This window comes from Chryseobacterium sp. 2P (assembly GCF_059579425.1).
The window spans coordinates 54732-70304 of sequence record NZ_CM184194.1; the positions used below are offsets into that span (position 1 = coordinate 54732).

14 protein-coding genes are annotated in these 15573 nt (G+C 36.0%); 12 read left to right on the plus strand and 2 right to left on the minus strand.

Annotated features, from left to right (window positions below; genetic code table 11):
* Positions 1–108: 108 nt before the first annotated feature.
* Positions 109–357, plus strand: a complete 249-nt coding sequence (locus AC52CF_RS00255; RefSeq protein ID WP_496517704.1) for a bacteriocin-like protein — start codon at positions 109–111, stop codon at positions 355–357.
* A gap of 44 nt (positions 358–401) precedes the next feature.
* Here AC52CF_RS00255 and AC52CF_RS00260 read toward each other — a convergent pair whose 3' ends face one another.
* Together AC52CF_RS00260 and lon are read right to left on the minus strand one after the other, a co-directional pair.
* Positions 402–1514 (minus strand): AI-2E family transporter, encoded by a 1113-nt coding sequence (locus AC52CF_RS00260; RefSeq protein ID WP_235131989.1) that lies wholly within the window; start codon positions 1512–1514, stop codon positions 402–404.
* A 187-nt stretch (positions 1515–1701) separates the two neighbouring features.
* On the minus strand, positions 1702–4107 hold the full coding sequence (gene lon / locus AC52CF_RS00265) for an endopeptidase La (RefSeq protein ID WP_496517705.1): 2406 nt from the start codon (positions 4105–4107) through the stop codon (positions 1702–1704).
* Between the two features lie 259 nt (positions 4108–4366).
* On the opposite strand from lon, the gene AC52CF_RS00270 reads away from it, so the two are divergent.
* The 11 genes from AC52CF_RS00270 (at position 4367) to AC52CF_RS00320 (ending at position 15544) form a co-directional block, all read left to right on the plus strand.
* Complete coding sequence (locus tag AC52CF_RS00270; protein ID WP_336690218.1) at positions 4367–6514, plus strand: peptidylprolyl isomerase; 2148 nt, start codon at positions 4367–4369, stop codon at positions 6512–6514.
* 126 nt (positions 6515–6640) lie between these two features.
* Entirely contained in the window at positions 6641–7591 is a 951-nt protein-coding gene (locus AC52CF_RS00275; protein ID WP_214587587.1) for an MlaD family protein, read from the plus strand.
* Between the two features lie 12 nt (positions 7592–7603).
* Positions 7604–8941: a 4Fe-4S dicluster domain-containing protein gene (locus tag AC52CF_RS00280; protein WP_214587586.1), complete on the plus strand. Its 1338-nt coding sequence runs from the start codon at positions 7604–7606 to the stop codon at positions 8939–8941.
* A gap of 85 nt (positions 8942–9026) precedes the next feature.
* The gene (locus AC52CF_RS00285; RefSeq protein ID WP_214587585.1) at positions 9027–9812 is read left to right on the plus strand and encodes a (Fe-S)-binding protein; all 786 of its coding nucleotides are present in this window, start codon (positions 9027–9029) and stop codon (positions 9810–9812) included.
* A 118-nt stretch (positions 9813–9930) separates the two neighbouring features.
* A complete protein-coding gene (locus AC52CF_RS00290; protein ID WP_214587584.1) occupies positions 9931–10419 on the plus strand; it encodes a hypothetical protein in 489 nt (162 codons plus the stop codon).
* Between the two features lie 93 nt (positions 10420–10512).
* Positions 10513–11643, plus strand: coding sequence for a glycosyltransferase (locus AC52CF_RS00295; RefSeq protein WP_214587583.1), 1131 nt, complete (start codon positions 10513–10515; stop codon positions 11641–11643).
* A 70-nt stretch (positions 11644–11713) separates the two neighbouring features.
* On the plus strand, positions 11714–12913 hold the full coding sequence (locus AC52CF_RS00300) for an MATE family efflux transporter (RefSeq protein ID WP_250902061.1): 1200 nt from the start codon (positions 11714–11716) through the stop codon (positions 12911–12913).
* A gap of 24 nt (positions 12914–12937) precedes the next feature.
* Entirely contained in the window at positions 12938–13441 is a 504-nt protein-coding gene (locus AC52CF_RS00305; RefSeq protein WP_214587581.1) for a hypothetical protein, read from the plus strand.
* Between the two features lie 68 nt (positions 13442–13509).
* Positions 13510–14778 carry a serine--tRNA ligase gene (gene serS, locus AC52CF_RS00310; protein WP_214587580.1) on the plus strand — a complete coding sequence of 423 codons (1269 nt, stop codon included), beginning with the start codon at positions 13510–13512 and terminating at the stop codon, positions 14776–14778.
* Between the two features lie 56 nt (positions 14779–14834).
* Complete coding sequence (locus tag AC52CF_RS00315; RefSeq protein WP_214587579.1) at positions 14835–15377, plus strand: peptidase associated/transthyretin-like domain-containing protein; 543 nt, start codon at positions 14835–14837, stop codon at positions 15375–15377.
* On the plus strand, positions 15374–15544 hold the full coding sequence (locus tag AC52CF_RS00320) for a hypothetical protein (protein WP_496517706.1): 171 nt from the start codon (positions 15374–15376) through the stop codon (positions 15542–15544). The genes AC52CF_RS00315 and AC52CF_RS00320 overlap by 4 nt, the downstream gene beginning before the upstream one ends.
* Positions 15545–15573 lie beyond the last annotated feature (29 nt).

A 15573-nucleotide genomic window follows, 5' to 3' on the forward strand; every position in this document is an offset into this window, starting at 1 on the left:
TAAAAAGAAAATAAAATTTAAATAAATTCTCTGTTTTGAGAAATATTTAGTGGACTATATGAATTGATTTAATATATTTGTTGCACAATACAAATAAAACTAAATATTATGCTGAAAAATCTTAAAAAACTAAATCGTGCAGATTTAAAAGAAATTAAAGGAGGCGGTGGCGCAGAAAAATGCGATATCGGACCTGTTGGATGTCCTTGTAAAATTCCGCCGGGCGATCCTTGTTTAGGTGGAGGAGGAGATCCCGGAAATCCTGGAGACCCTGTAGGATATTGTCCGGACAGTGGACAGTATATCTACTGTACGGAAGTTTGTCCAAACGGATTACAGCCGCTTTGCGCATTGTAACGATAAAAAAGAAAGCCTTCAAAATTCGAAGGCTTTCTTTTGTTTTAATCCATTTCTTTTAATGTGATATTTTTGGAAATTTTATATGTCTTTTTCTTTTTATTGGGTTTTTCTTCTTCACCCAGCAATTTTCCCCAAGGCTGAAGTCCCTGAACTCTCTCAAAAATAATCTTAATAATAGCAATCGCCGGAATACATAAAAACATGCCAGCAATTCCCCACAAATGTTCTCCGATAAGAATTCCTATAAAAGAAAATAATGCGTTGATCTTTACTTTTGAGCCTACCACAAACGGAAGAACAATATTTCCGTCCACAACATGAACCGCAATATATCCTATCGCTACATAAATACAGGTAGAAGGAGTAGAAGTTGCGAAAGCAATAAAGCAGGAGATCAGTAAACTTATGCAGATTCCGAGATAAGGAATTACATTTAATAAACCTGTGAGAACACCCAGAAGAATCGCATATTTAACGCCTAAAATTGTAAGGACAATGGAGGTAAGAGTAGAAACAATCAGGATCTGAAGACAAAGTCCGATGATGTATTTTTTGGTCATAACTCTCACTTCGCCTACCACTTCCTGAACACTCGTTTTGTGTTTCTCGCTAAAAACCGTGATAATAAAGTTGTTTAAAATTCTTCTGTAATTTAAAATGAAGATGAAAAACAGAATAAAAAATACAAAGAAACCTAAACTTGAAGAAAATACTCCAAAAGTGAATCCCAGAATAACTCCAGAGGAAGATAAAAGCTTATTTAAGCCCTGATCAAGATAGTTCAGCTGTTCATCTATTTTCACATGAAAAGTTCTGGAAACCCAATGCTGGATATCTGCAGCTACGGAGGTAAACTGCTGTTTAAGATGCGGAATATCTTTACTGAAGTCGGAAAGCTGTGATCCGAAAAAATAAATCAGACCTGTTAAGATAAGCATCATCATTAGAACTGAAGCAATGGTGGACATTGATCTTGAAAATCTCAATCTTCTCTCCAGAAAATTGGCAACAGGCAAAAAAAGCATAGCCATTAAAAATGCCAGAAAAAACGGAGCTAAAATGCTTTTTCCCAATGAAATAAGGTAGCCTAATCCGATGATGGAAATAACGACCAGCGTAAGTTTTACAAGAAAAGGAAGTCGAAGTAAATTCATGGTGTGAAAATCTGTTCTATAAAAATAATAAAAACCGTTCGAGTTAAGTGCTTTAACCTTTAAATCTTTTTCAACTCATTAGAAAAATGTATGCCATTTAGTAAGGCTGTTTACATTAGTAAAAAAAACAATAAAAAACACATCTCAAATCTGAGACGTGTTTTTTTATTTAAATGATAAGTCTGAATTATTTTTCCAGTGCAATTTCGATTACCTCTTCCATTCTGTTAACGTAATGTACATTCAGATTTTTCAGGTAATCTTTTTTGATTTCTTCCACATCTTTTCTGTTGGCTTCACAAAGAATCACCTCTTTAATTCCTGCTCTTGTTGCAGCAAGAAGTTTTTCTTTAATTCCACCCACCGGAAGAACTTTTCCTCTTAAAGTAATCTCTCCGGTCATGGCAAGATGAGGTTTTACCTTTTTATTTTTAAAAGAAGAAACCATTGAAGTCAGCATGGCAATTCCTGCTGAAGGTCCGTCTTTTGGTGTTGCACCTTCAGGAACGTGAACGTGGATGTTTTTCTTTTCAATATCGTCCTGAGAAATTCCAAGTTCATCATGTTTCGCTTTAATATATTCCAGTGCAATGGTTGCAGATTCTTTCATAACAGTTCCTAAGTTTCCGGTCATGGATAATGAACCTTTTCCGTTACTTAAAATACTTTCAATGAATAAAATATCTCCTCCTACACTTGTCCATGCAAGACCTGTTACAACGCCCGGAACTCCGGTAATTTCAGATAAGCTTTTCGGTCTCGGAACGCCTAAAATTTCGTCTACTTTTTCAATGGAGATTTTAGGATCGTAATCTTTCACCAAAGCAGTCTGCAAAGCTACCCAGCGAGCAATTCCTGCAATTCTTTTTTCAAGAGATCTTACCCCGCTTTCCGAAGTATGCGCTTCAATAATATGTTTTAATTCAGCATTGCCAAGCTTGAACGATTTAGAATCCAAGCCGTTTTCTTCCTGCTGCTTTTTAATTAAATGTCTTTTTGCAATTTCAATCTTTTCCTCTAAAGTATAGCCAGCAATCTGAATGATTTCCGTTCTGTCTAACAATGGAGTCTGAATAGTTGATAATGAATTTGCCGTTGCAATAAACATCACTTTAGACAAATCATAACCCATCTCTAAGAAATTATCATAGAATGAATTATTCTGTTCAGGATCAAGAACTTCTAAAAGTGCCGAACTTGGATCTCCATGTAGCCCCTGTCCGATTTTATCCATTTCATCCAAAACAATAACAGGATTGGACGTTCCGGATTTTTTGATAGACTGAAGAATTCTTCCCGCCATCGCGCCAATATATGTTTTTCTATGACCACGGATCTCACTTTCATCATGAAGCCCACCCAAAGAAAGTCTTACATATTTTCTTCCCAATGCATCCGCAATAGATTTTCCCAATGAAGTTTTACCAACTCCCGGAGGTCCTACAAGCAAAAGAATAGGGGATTTCATGTTGTTTTTAAGCTTTAAAACCGCCATGTGCTCCAGAATTCTTTTCTTGATATCCTCTAAACCGAAATGGGCTTTATCTAAAATTTTCTCCGCTTTGGCAATATCAAAAACATCTTTGGTGTATGTTTCCCAAGGAAGGTCTGTGAAAAAATCCAGATAATTTCTCTGAACATTATAATCCGGTGAATTCGGATTCTGACGCTGTAACCTGTTGATTTCCTTTTGGAAATGTTCCTCTACTTCATCGCTCCACTGTTTGGATTTTGCTTTGTTAATCAAATCTTCCACATCGCCTTCCGGTCCGCCTCCCAGCTCTTCCTGAATCGTTCTGATCTGCTGGTTCAGGAAATATTCTCTCTGCTGTTTATCAAGATCCTTTGATGTTTTCTGATGAATCTGGTTTCGCAGTTCCAGCTTTCTGAAATCTTCATGCATCATTTCGTAGCACTTATTGGCTCTTTCCATCAGATTTTTTTCTTCCAGAAGTTTTTGTTTGTCAGAAGAAGGGAAATTGGCATTTGTGCAGATAAAATTCAACAGATCATCATTATTATTGATGTTTTTGATGGCAAAATTCGCAGCATTCGGAATGTTTGGGTCTAGCTCAATAATTTTAAGGGCAAGATCTTTTACGTTTTCCAGCAATGCTTCATATTCTTCCTTGTTTTTAGGCTTAGAATCCTTTAATTTTGATATTTCTGCTTTAAAATAAGGCTGTTTTTCAACAACTTTCTTTATTTTAAAACGGTGAAAACCTTTGGTAATAGCTGTAATATTTCCTTCCGGAAGTTTAATGATTTTGATGATCTTTGCCAAAGTTCCGGTCTGGAACAAGTCTTTTTCCGCAGGCTGTTCAAGATCTGAATTTTTCTGGCTTACGATTCCGATAAAATCGCCGTTTTTCTGCGCTTCTTCCAATAACTGAATAGATGCTTTTCTTCCGGCAGTAATCGGGATTACAACATTCGGGAACATCACCATATTTCTTACAGGAAGGATCGGGAATATCTTTTGCTCAGAATTTTTTTCTGTTTCCGCAAGATCATCAATGTTGATTTCCTGAGCTACAATGTCAAATCCGTCGCTTATCATTTCTTCTAAACTTATATCTTCAAATTCTGTCATAGTAAATCGAATGACAAATTGTCATTATCGTTTTAATTCGTTAACGTGAAATTTCATAATATGTTTTAAAAAGGCAACCCATATTATGTGTGCTTAAATTCCACAAGACTTATGCCATTTGTTTTTTGCTAAAAAATACGGTCAAAATTTCCTTTTTCATAAAAATTAAATTTTAAAAATTAAAATAAAGGTCTTGTATTTCCGTAATTTCTTAAAAATGTGTATTTTCGCAAACTGATAAAAAACTATAATTTATATAATGGCAATTTTAGGACAAATTAGGAGTAGACCTTGGCTTTTGATGGGAGTAATTGCACTGGCGCTTTTGGCGTTCCTTGTAAACCCCGACAGTATTGATAAGGTTTTTGGTAAAAATCCTGATGTTTTAGGAAAAGTGAATGGTGAGAAAATTACCCGTGAAGAGTTTAACGATCAACTTTTCGTGCTGCAACAACAGGCTGAACAGCAAGGTCAACCAAAAAATGGTCTTGAAGAGCAGGCATGGCAATTGCTTGTGCAGTCGAAACTGATCAAACAGCAATTCGAGAAAATGGGCTTCGAAATGACGGATGATTATTTCTGGAACCAGATCCAGTACGATCAGATGTTTGCACAGCAGAAGCAGTTTTTTGATGAAAAAGGTAATTTTAAGACACAGGAGCTTAAGAAACAAATCGAAGATATGAAGGCTGCTTCGCCGGAAAGTTATAACCAGTGGTTGAAAACCAGAAAATCAATCGAGTACAGATTGATGGCGAGACAGGTATTTGCAAATGTTTCTACCGGGATCACGACAGGGAAAAAAGAAGCGGAAGAGCTGATGAGAGAAAGAGATCAGTTAGCGGATATCGATTTCGTGAAAGTAGATTATGCAACGTATCTTCAAAAAAATAACATCAAAGTTACGACTGAAGATTTAGCTAATTATATTAAGCAGCATCCGGTAATGTTTAAGGCTGAAGAAAGCAGAAACATAGGAATTGTATATTTTCCTTCTAAGCCAAGCCCTGCAGATGATGCAGCCGCTCAGAAAGAAATAAATAAATTATTCTCTGTAGGAAGCGATGCGAGCGGAGGTTCTGAAAACTTCCAGAATACAAAGAATGACTCTATGTTCATTATGGCAAATTCTGATATGCCTTTCAATCCGCAATATCTTAAACCTAACCAATTGCCTCAGACTATTCAGGCTCAGCTTCCAACTGCAGCAATCGGTCAGACTTTTGGTCCTTACAAAGAGCAGAACTTTTATGTAGTTTCTAAACTTTTAGATAAAAAGACTTCAGATTCTACATTATCAAGACATATTCTAATTGCTTTCAAAGGAAGTCCTGCGGGAGAAGGCGTTACAAGATCTAAAGAACAGGCTAAAAAATTAGCAGATTCTATCGGAGCGATTGTAAAAGCTAATCCCGGGAAGTTCACAGAATTCCTTAAATTGTCAAACGATCCGAATTCTGCTGCTCAAGGCGGTAGTTTAGGATGGACAACTCCTGAAACGCCTTTCGTTCCTGAGTTCTTAAAATATCTGTCTGAAAATCCTAAAGGTGCGACAGGTGTTGTAGAAACGCAATTCGGTTATCACATCATCAATATTGAAGATAAAAAACCGGGAGCTATGGCTTACAAAGTGGCAAACCTTGTAAAAGCGATTAAACCTTCTGATGCTACAGAAGCAGAAGTAAATAAGAATGCGAGCAGATTTGTTCAGCAGGTTCAGGGGAAGTCTTTCAACGATTTCGTGAATATTGCTAAGAAAGCAAACTATCAGTTCTCTAATCCTAAGCAGGCGAAGAGATTCGACGGTCAGCTTCAGGGATTGGGAACAGACAAAGATTCGGAAATTCTGGCATGGGCTTTCGACAAGAAAAGAGAAAAAGGAGATACTGAATTATTCACAGTAGACGGAACAGGAGATAAAATTGTAGTTTACTTAAACGGTAAGCAGGAAAAAGGAACTGCAGATCCGGAATCTGTAAGAGATCAGATTGAAGTTGTAGTTAAAAATAAACTGGCTGCAAAACAGATTTCAGAGAAAATCGGGAAAGCAGGAAATTTAGATCAGATTGCTAAACAATTCGGAACGACAAAACAGTCTGCACAGGTTAACCTGTTAAATCCTTCTGTAGCAGGTTCTATGGAGCCTAAAGTTGCAGGAGCAGCATTCGGAGTGAAGAAAGGACAGCTTTCTAAGCCGGTTGAAGGGGGAACAGGAGTTTACGTTCTTATTAAAAAGAATGAGATCACAAACAAACAGCCCGGAGATCTTAAACAGTTTACAGAATCTGTTACCCAAAGAAATGGAGGAATGTTCGGACAGGCTTGGTTAAAGAGCTTACAGGACAATGCAGATATCGAAGACTACAGAATCGAGATCTGGAACAAGCTGGGTTCTCAGCAACAATAAAAATAATTTTTAAGATAGATAAAAAGCGGCAAAGTTTTTGCCGCTTTTTTTGTGTGTAACGCAGAGCAATAAAGAAAAACATTCAGTTAAATGTAGTATATTTGCTCATTAGAAAAAATTTAGCAAGTGAAGTTCAGTAAAGAATTAAAAGCTGGTGTGATCGCACTATTAGCCATTGTTGGTTTTGTGGTGCTTTTTCAGTTTATGAAGGGCAGAAGCCTTTTTACTACCGACAATATATTTTACGCAAGATATGATAACGTAGAAGGTCTGGCTCAGTCTTCGCCGGTTTCCATTAACGGGTTAAAGGTTGGTCAGGTAGATAAAATTATTCCTAATACATCCAAAGACGGCAAGATTGATTTTATTGTAAAAATTACAGTAGATAACAATTTTGAGTTTTCAAAAAATTCAACATTAGAGATTTTTGAACCAAGTTTAATGGGAGGAAAAGAGATGAGGATTAATCTCATGTATGGAGGACAGACGGCAAAAGACGGTGATACTTTAAGGGGTGCTTTTAAATTGGGAACTTTAGGAAGCCTGTCTTCTCAGGTAGGTCCTGTAAAAGATCAGTTACAGGTTGTATTACACAGAGTAGATTCTTTGATGACCAACGCAAACCAGCTTGTTGATGCCCAAAACAGACAGGAGATTAAATTACTACTGGCGAATCTTAATAAAACGGTTGCCGCTTTACAGACTACTGCAGGAAGCGTAAACTCATTAGTAGGGCACAATGATCCTAAACTTCAGAAAGTATTGGATGATGCAAGTCTTACCATGCAGAGCGGAAAAGTAACTTTAGATAAATACGGGAATTTAGCAGAAAGTATTGATACTAAGAAACTAAATGCTACCATTGCTAATTTAGACGCGACAGTCGGGCAGTTAAATAATGTAGTTTCAGGAATCGACAGAGGTGAAGGAAGTTTGGGTAAAATTATGAAAGATGATCAGCTTTACAATAACCTGAATGCCGCTTCCAATAATCTGAATGCTTTAATTGAAGATCTGAAAGCACATCCCAAAAAATATGTTAACTTCTCCGTTTTCGGAAAAAATAATAAAGACTAATTTTTTTAAACCATGCATTATATCCCTAATATTATTTTTCTGATTTTATTAATTGCAGGTTTTGGACTTTTTGTAAAAAGTCTGCAAAAGATATATAGAAACATCAGATTAGGACGTGAGATCAATCGCAGCGACAGAAGAGGAGAGAGATGGGCAACGATGGCAAATGTTGCGATGGGTCAGAGTAAGATGACAAAACGTCCTGTAGCCGGAATTTTACACCTTTTTGTGTATGTAGGTTTCATCATCATCAATATCGAGCTTATTGAGATTGTGGTGGACGGAATCTTCGGAACGCACAGATTTTTATCAACCATTTTAGGAAGCACAGTTTATGGTTTCTTCACCGCCACTTTAGAGATACTGGCTCTTTTAGTGGTAATCGGGGTGGTACTCTTTTTTATCCGTAGAAATTTTTACGGGGTGAAAAGATTAACCATGAAAGAACTTTTAGGATGGCCAAAAGAAGATGCAAACTGGATTCTGATTATCGAATTTGCTTTAATGATGGCTTTCTTTACGATGAATGCTTCAGATTTTATTCTGCAGTCGAATGGTTACGGTCATTTTGTGAAGGTTGGCTCTTTCCCGATCAGCGAGATGACGTTCGTTCCGTTTCTTGAGGTTTTCAGTTTCAGCGACGGATTTTTATTCGGAGTAGAACGTGCAGCGTGGTGGTTCCACTTTGTAGGGATCTTATTCTTTATGAACTACCTTTATTATTCAAAACATTTACACATCATCCTTGCTTTTCCGAGTACATGGTATGCAAATCTGAATGAAAAAGGAAAATTCAACAATCTTGAGTCTGTAACGAAAGAAATTAAACTGATGATGGATCCGAATGCAGATCCTTACGCAGCTCCGGCAGAAGGAGAAGCGGAAACACCTTCAAAATTCGGAGCTGAGGATATTTTTGATCTTAATCAGGTGCAGCTTCTAAATGCCTATTCCTGCACGGAATGCGGTCGTTGTACTGCGGTTTGTCCGGCAAATATTACAGGCAAAAAATTGTCTCCGAGAGCTATCTTAATGAAGACAAGAGACCGTCTGGAAGAGGTAGGAAAGAATATCGATAAGAACGGAAAATTTGTAGACGACGGTAAAAAACTGTTGAACGATTACATCACCAAAGAAGAATTATGGGCTTGTACAACCTGTAACGCATGTACAGAAGCTTGTCCGGTTTTACTGGATCCGCTTTCCATTATCTTTGAAATGAGACGATTCCTTGTTATGGAGCAGTCTGCTGCACCGCAAGAACTGAATCTAATGATGACGAATGTAGAAAACAACGCTGCACCTTGGCAATACAATCAGGCAGACCGTCTGAACTGGGCAAAAGACTAATTAATGTAACAATCTAAAATGTAACGATGTAGCAATCATTTCATGAATAAACTGTTACAATGTTATTTTGGTAAACTGAATTAAAATGGATTTCAATATAAAAACAATGGCAGAATATGCTGCCGAAGGAAAATCGCCTGAAGTTTTATTTTGGGTAGGTTGTGCGGGAAGTTTCGACGACCGCGCTAAAAAAATTACGAAAGCATTTTGCAAAATTTTAAATAAAATAGGCGTGGAATTCGCTGTACTTGGGCAGGAAGAAAGCTGTACAGGAGATCCCGCAAAACGTGCAGGAAACGAATTTGTTTTCCAGATGATGGCTCTAACGAATATTGAAATTCTGAACGCTTATGAAGTAAAAAGAATTGTTACCGCTTGTCCGCACTGCTTCAATACGCTGAAAAATGAATATCCGAATTTAGGCGGAAATTATGAAGTGATGCATCACACTCAATTCCTTAAAAAATTAATGGAAGAAGGACGTCTGAAAATTGAAGGCGGCGCATTCAGCGGTAAAAAAATTACATTCCATGATCCTTGTTATCTGGGAAGAGCCAATGATGAATATGAAGCACCGAGACTTTTATTGGAAAAACTGGATGCCGAACTGGTGGAAATGAAGCGTTGTAAAACCAACGGGCTTTGTTGTGGAGCAGGAGGAGCACAGATGTTCAAAGAACCCGAAAAAGGGAAGAAAGACATTAATATCGAGAGAACCGAGGAAGCGTTGTCATTCGAACCGAAAGTAATAGCAACCGGATGTCCTTTCTGTAATACAATGATGACGGATGGTGTAAAACACTTCAATAAGAATGATGAAGTTGCCGTAAAAGATATTGTAGAACTTCTTGCTGAAGCAGAAGATTTATAAAAACTCAATAAAACATAAGCTCAGGATTTTCCTGAGTTTTTTGTTTGGTGATAATTCCCTCTATCCCGGATTACGGTATGAAGAAAAAATTGTAATTTTACCTTTTAAATTGATTAAAATGAAGATTGAAGAATCTAATATTGTAGAAGCAAACGACTACAGAGTAATAATATATCCTGCATCCAGACCTTTTGAAACAAAAGAAGCAAAGCAGATTACAGAGAAACTTTTTGATTTTCTGGCGACTTGGGCGGCTCACGGAAAACCGCTTTCTTCCTCTTTTAAAATTGAGAAAAATCAGTTTATTATCATCTGTGTAGATGAGGAAAAAGAAATGGCTTCAGGGTGCAGCATCGATGCATTGGGAAAGGTAATGAGAGAAATTGATGAAGAATATCAACTGGGATTATTCGACAGAATGAAAGCGAGCTTTATAGAAAACGGAGAAGTAAAAACTTTAAAACTGAACGATTTTAAATCAAAAATAAGAAACGGAGAAATCTCTAAAGATATTCAGGTTTTTGATTTTTCTAAAAATACCTATTTAGAATTTATAGGGAATTTTCTTTTGCCATTCGACAGAAGTTGGGCGGCGGGAGTTAAATAAAGCTCATAAGGCATTAATAAAATAGAAAGTGGAAGAGTTCCACTTTTTTTGCTTTGTGTATATTTGAAAACTTTTATAATCTGATCGAAGAGGATGCAGAAAATACTTTTTTTAACTACTGTTCACCGATATGACGATGACAGAATATTCCACCATCAGGCAAAAACGTTGCGGGATGCCGGAAATGTTGTTAAAATTTGCAGTCTTTCTTCAGAATTCAAGGGTAATGTCGATGGCGTTGAAATAGAGTCTTTTTCGATCTTGGGAAAAAGCAGAGAAGAAAAAATCAAAACTTTCGAAAGGATATGCAATTCTTTTCAGCCCGATTGTATTATTTGTTCTGAGCCGTTGGCGGTAATTGCTGCCGGAAAGGTTAAAAAACAGAAAAAAATCAGTATTGTATATGATATTACGGAATGGTACCCATCGATGAGAATGGTAGAAAATTTTTCCTTTCCTTTAAATATCGCCCATGCTTTTAAATTTTTTCTTTTTCAGCTATATGCTGGATTTGTGAGTACTCATTTTATTTTTGGTGAGAATACCAAAAAATTTCCGCTGGCTTATTTTTTTCCTTTTAAGAAGTCAATAACCCTGCCTTATTATCCTGATGACAGTTACATTCATCAGAATATTAAAAAACTTGAAGAAAATAAAATCTGCCTTTGTTATACAGGTCAGTTTTCAGAAGAAAAAGGGATCGGAAATTTTTTTGCCGCTGTGGATTGTTTAAGAAAGAGAAAGCCTGAGCTCAAGATCTCAATTCTTATAATTGGCGCTTCAAGAAAAAAAAAAGATGAACAGTACTTTTCTGATCAGCTTAATAAATATCAGTTTAGTCATATTACAATTGAAAAGTCTGCCTCATTCAAAGCTTTTTCCAAAGCCTATTCTGAAGCCGATATTTGTTTTGATCTTAGGGCTATGAATTATGAAAATCATCATTGTCTGCCGATTAAAATATTTTATTACATGGCTTCCGGAAAGCCTGTGATTTATACAGATCTTAAAGCGATACGTCAACATCTTGATGTTTCGGAATTTGGTTTTCTGGTAAACCCCAAAGATTCTGAAGGTATTGCAAATAATATTCTTACCTATATTCAAAATCCTGAATTATATTCGCTTCATGCGAAAAATGCGAGATGGATTTATGAAAAAAAATACAACTGGAATATTATTAAAAATTCATTCTTAAACTTCATCAATAATTCAACGAAATAAGATGAAGCAAAATACTATTGTTAAGACCTTTCTTTCCCGATTTTTAATTCTGATATTAAATTTCGGACTTGTGATTTATTCTACAAATAAATGGGGAAGTGAGGGTAAAGGGATTATTTCACTTGTGATTGCGGATCTTACCCTGATCAGTTTTTTTGCTAATGTTTTTGTGGGAAGCAGCATGAGCTATTTTGCCAAAAGATATAGGACAGAAGCTATTTTACCTTTTGCTTACATTTGGGCTGTTTTAATGGGGATTTTAATACCGCTCATTTTTAGTTTCAATCATGCCTCAGAATATTTAATTTATCTTATTGGGCTTTCTGTCTCATCATCCTTGTTAGCGGCGAACGTAAATTTATTTGTTGGCCAGCAGAATATTAAAATGTTCAATTTATATACAGCTTTACAGCAAATTGTTCATATTATTTTTATTTTAATTATTGTTTATCTTGTTAAAGTAAATTCTGTAACGGTTTATTTTGTAGCACAAATAGCCAGTTTGGGAGTTCTGTTTATAGCGAGCGGCTTACAGATTTTTAAACATTGTAATATAAGACGAATTTCATTCTCCGGAAAAGTTGGCGGGAAATTATTGGATTATGGATGGAAGACTCAGCTGAGTGCTTTTTTACAGTTTTTAAATAACAGGCTATCATTTTATTTTCTTGAATATTTTAAAGGAATTGTAAGTGTGGGGATTTTTTCGGTAGGTATCGCTTTTTCAGAAGCAATTTGGACGGTTAGCCGAAGCCTTTCCGTTATACTTTATTCAGATGTCGTGAACAATAAAAACTCCAACGATGCTATCGAAAAGACAAAAGTTTCGTTAAGAATCAGTTTTTTAATTACATTGGTTTTTATAACCATAATGTTGCTCATTCCGGGGCAGATATATTCCATGATTTTCGGAAGAGATTTTAGTAAAACCAAAGAGATTATCCTTTTTCTTTCTCCCGGAATTCTGGCAATCGCGGTAAGTAATATTATTGGTTACTATTTTGCAGGGATTAACAAATTAAGAATCTTAAATGTAAAATCTTTAATAGGACTTATTTTTACAATAGTATCTTCATTTTACATCATTCCTAGATGGGGAATTCGCGGTGCATGTATTATTACCTCTGTATCATACTGCATTTCTTCCGGCATTCTGTTTTGGAGATTTTACCAGATGACGGAATTTCGTTTTCAGGATTTCATTCTTTCTAAAGCAGAAATTAATTTACTTTTAAATAAAGTCCTGAAGAAAAATAGAACTCTCAAATAAAAATAAGTTTTATCTTTGTTGGAAATGAGGAATATTGTTTTTGGATTTCTGGTGATTTTTTGTGCCTTTCTGAGCTGCAGAACGGATGACGATGATTTGCAGAAAATCGATCAGATTTTGAATGTTTATATGAAAAACGGAGCGGGACGCGATCTTTTTCATGCTAAAAAAAACCAGACCTATTTTACCTATTCGTTAAATGATGTAAACGGAACAAAAGATGTTTCGCCTGTAAGCAGTACTCTGCGCGCTACTGCAGATTCCACTCTTTTTATTGAATATATTGCAGGAGCCAAAAGAGTAGGGCTGGATACGCTGGATCCGAACAACAAAACCTATCAGTCGGTAATTACGGTTTCACTGGTGAAGAGACTTAACAGTACAATTCTTGATACCATTAATGAAACCCTCAGAATTCAGTATCACATGACTCCTTCGGTTTTTGAGGTCTCAAAAGTTTATTATAACGATACTTTAAGGTTTACTAAAACACCGGGTTCCCCGAATGTTGTTACAATCGTAAAATAATAATTTATACATTTGCAAAACTGTTGACATTTAATGTTCAACATCCTAATAACTAACATCTAAATAAAATGTTACAAGTCAATTTTTTGCGCGACAATAAAGAGCGCGTTTTAGAAGGTCTTAAGAAAAGACAATTCAAGAATCTTGAGTTGGTAGACGAGGCTATTGCTACCGACGAAGAAAGAAAAAAAATTCAGTTTGAATTGGATTCCCAACTTTCCGAAATCAATAAAATCTCCAAAGAAATCGGACTTTTAATGAAAGAAGGAAAAAAAGAAGAAGCAGAATCCGCAAAATCTAAAACAGCGCAATACAAAGAGTCGACGTCGGAATTGAAAGCTAAGTTAGATGTAAAGGAAAAAGAATTAATCAATATTCTGTACCAATTACCGAACATTCCGAATGAAAAGGTAAAAAATGGGGCTTCTGCGGATGATAACGAAATTATATATCAGTCTCACGATGTGGAAGGTCTTGGCGAAGGAGCAATTCCTCACTGGGAACTGGCAAAGAAATATAACCTTATTGATTTTGAATTGGGTGTAAAGATTGCAGGAGCAGGTTTTCCGGTATATTTAGGAAAAGGGGCAAGATTGCAGAGAGCTTTGGTTCAGTATTTTTTAGATAAAAATGTTGAGAAAGGATATATGGAAGTAAATCCTCCTCACGTTGTAAACGAAGCTTCAGGATACGGAACGGGACAGTTGCCGGATAAAGAAGGGCAGATGTATTACATTCAGGCAGATGATTTATATCTGATTCCTACCGCAGAAGTTCCGGTAACGAATCTCTATCGCGATGTATTGTTTGAAGAAAAAGATCTTCCGGTTAAAAATACAGCCTTTTCTCAATGCTACAGAAGAGAAGCGGGAAGTTACGGAGCGCATGTAAGAGGTTTGAACCGTCTTCACCAGTTTGAAAAAGTTGAAATCGTAAGAATTGAAAAACCGGAAAATTCTTATGCCGTATTGGAAGAAATGGTAGAACACATTAAAGAAATTTTAAGTGATCTTGAATTACCATATCGTGTTTTAAGACTTTGCGGAGGAGACACAGGTTTTGCTTCTGCCATGACGTATGATTTCGAAGTATGGAGTGCAGCTCAGGAAAAATGGCTTGAGGTAAGTTCTGTTTCCAATTTTGAAACTTTTCAGGCAAACAGACTGAAATGCCGTTATAAAGCAGACGGAAAATCTCAGTTGGTGCATACCCTGAATGGTTCTGCAATGGCATTGCCAAGAATTATGGCTGCTTTACTGGAAAATAACCAGACCGCAGAAGGAATTAAACTTCCGAAGAAAATAGCGGAATATGCGAGATTTGATGTTATCAATTAATAATAGTAATGCCCTCTCACTGAGGGCTTTTTTTTAATATTTTTTATAATAGATTAATGAAGAAAATTTCTGAAAGTATTTTACTTTTCTGTCTTGTTTTATTTTCATTGGCAAAGAGTTCAGGATTTAAACATCGTTTTACTGAATCAAAATTTATAGAAATAGCAGGTATCGTAATAGATTCTGATAGCCTTACCCCGCTAGAAAATGCGAAGCTTTATGATGAAAAAGGAAAGCTTGTATCGACTACGGATTCTAAAGGTTACTTTAGCGGAAAAGTAAATTATTCTGAGAAAGGAGGAATACATTTTAAGATCAGAGTTGAACACAATGGCTATTTTTCCTTTACTCAGAAGGAAAATTGGGCAAATTTAGGAAATGTACGATGTATTTATTATTTCGGACTTGAGATAGCATCCGGAAAATCAATGAAGAATTCTTTTTCTGAAATGAAATTGAACAAAGACCTTACATATGAATCTGTTTTAGCAGGATTCGAATCTGTTAAAAATAATCGTAGATTTTATCATAAACTTGCATTGGCAGGAAGCAATAATGAGAATGTTTTTTTACGATCGATCAGAAGCATTATATCATGAACAATACAGGATGGCTGCTTATTACTTCTCCAGATGATAAAGTCTCGGTCAATAAGAAGAAAATAATTAAAGCTTCTGAATTGAATGCATCAATTAAAAGAAAAGATATTAAAAAGATGAGTCCTTCGGAATCAAAGGATTACTTATACGAGATATTTACAAAATAATGATAATAAAAAAGGAAACCTATTGAGAT

Bases quoted from the DNA above. Each gene is read 5' to 3' on its own strand.
- AC52CF_RS00270 (WP_336690218.1), top strand. From the start codon at position 4,367: ATGGCAATTTTAGGACAAATTAGGAGTAGACCTTGGCTTTTGATGGGA.
- AC52CF_RS00260 (WP_235131989.1), bottom strand. From the start codon at position 1,514: ATGAATTTACTTCGACTTCCTTTTCTTGTAAAACTTACGCTGGTCGTT.
- AC52CF_RS00280 (WP_214587586.1), top strand. From the start codon at position 7,604: ATGCATTATATCCCTAATATTATTTTTCTGATTTTATTAATTGCAGGT.
- AC52CF_RS00315 (WP_214587579.1), top strand. From the start codon at position 14,835: ATGAAGAAAATTTCTGAAAGTATTTTACTTTTCTGTCTTGTTTTATTT.
- AC52CF_RS00290 (WP_214587584.1), top strand. From the start codon at position 9,931: ATGAAGATTGAAGAATCTAATATTGTAGAAGCAAACGACTACAGAGTA.
- AC52CF_RS00295 (WP_214587583.1), top strand. From the start codon at position 10,513: ATGCAGAAAATACTTTTTTTAACTACTGTTCACCGATATGACGATGAC.
- serS (WP_214587580.1), top strand. From the start codon at position 13,510: ATGTTACAAGTCAATTTTTTGCGCGACAATAAAGAGCGCGTTTTAGAA.
- AC52CF_RS00305 (WP_214587581.1), top strand. From the start codon at position 12,938: ATGAGGAATATTGTTTTTGGATTTCTGGTGATTTTTTGTGCCTTTCTG.
- lon (WP_496517705.1), bottom strand. From the start codon at position 4,107: ATGACAGAATTTGAAGATATAAGTTTAGAAGAAATGATAAGCGACGGA.
- AC52CF_RS00285 (WP_214587585.1), top strand. From the start codon at position 9,027: ATGGATTTCAATATAAAAACAATGGCAGAATATGCTGCCGAAGGAAAA.
- AC52CF_RS00320 (WP_496517706.1), top strand. From the start codon at position 15,374: ATGAACAATACAGGATGGCTGCTTATTACTTCTCCAGATGATAAAGTC.
- AC52CF_RS00255 (WP_496517704.1), top strand. From the start codon at position 109: ATGCTGAAAAATCTTAAAAAACTAAATCGTGCAGATTTAAAAGAAATT.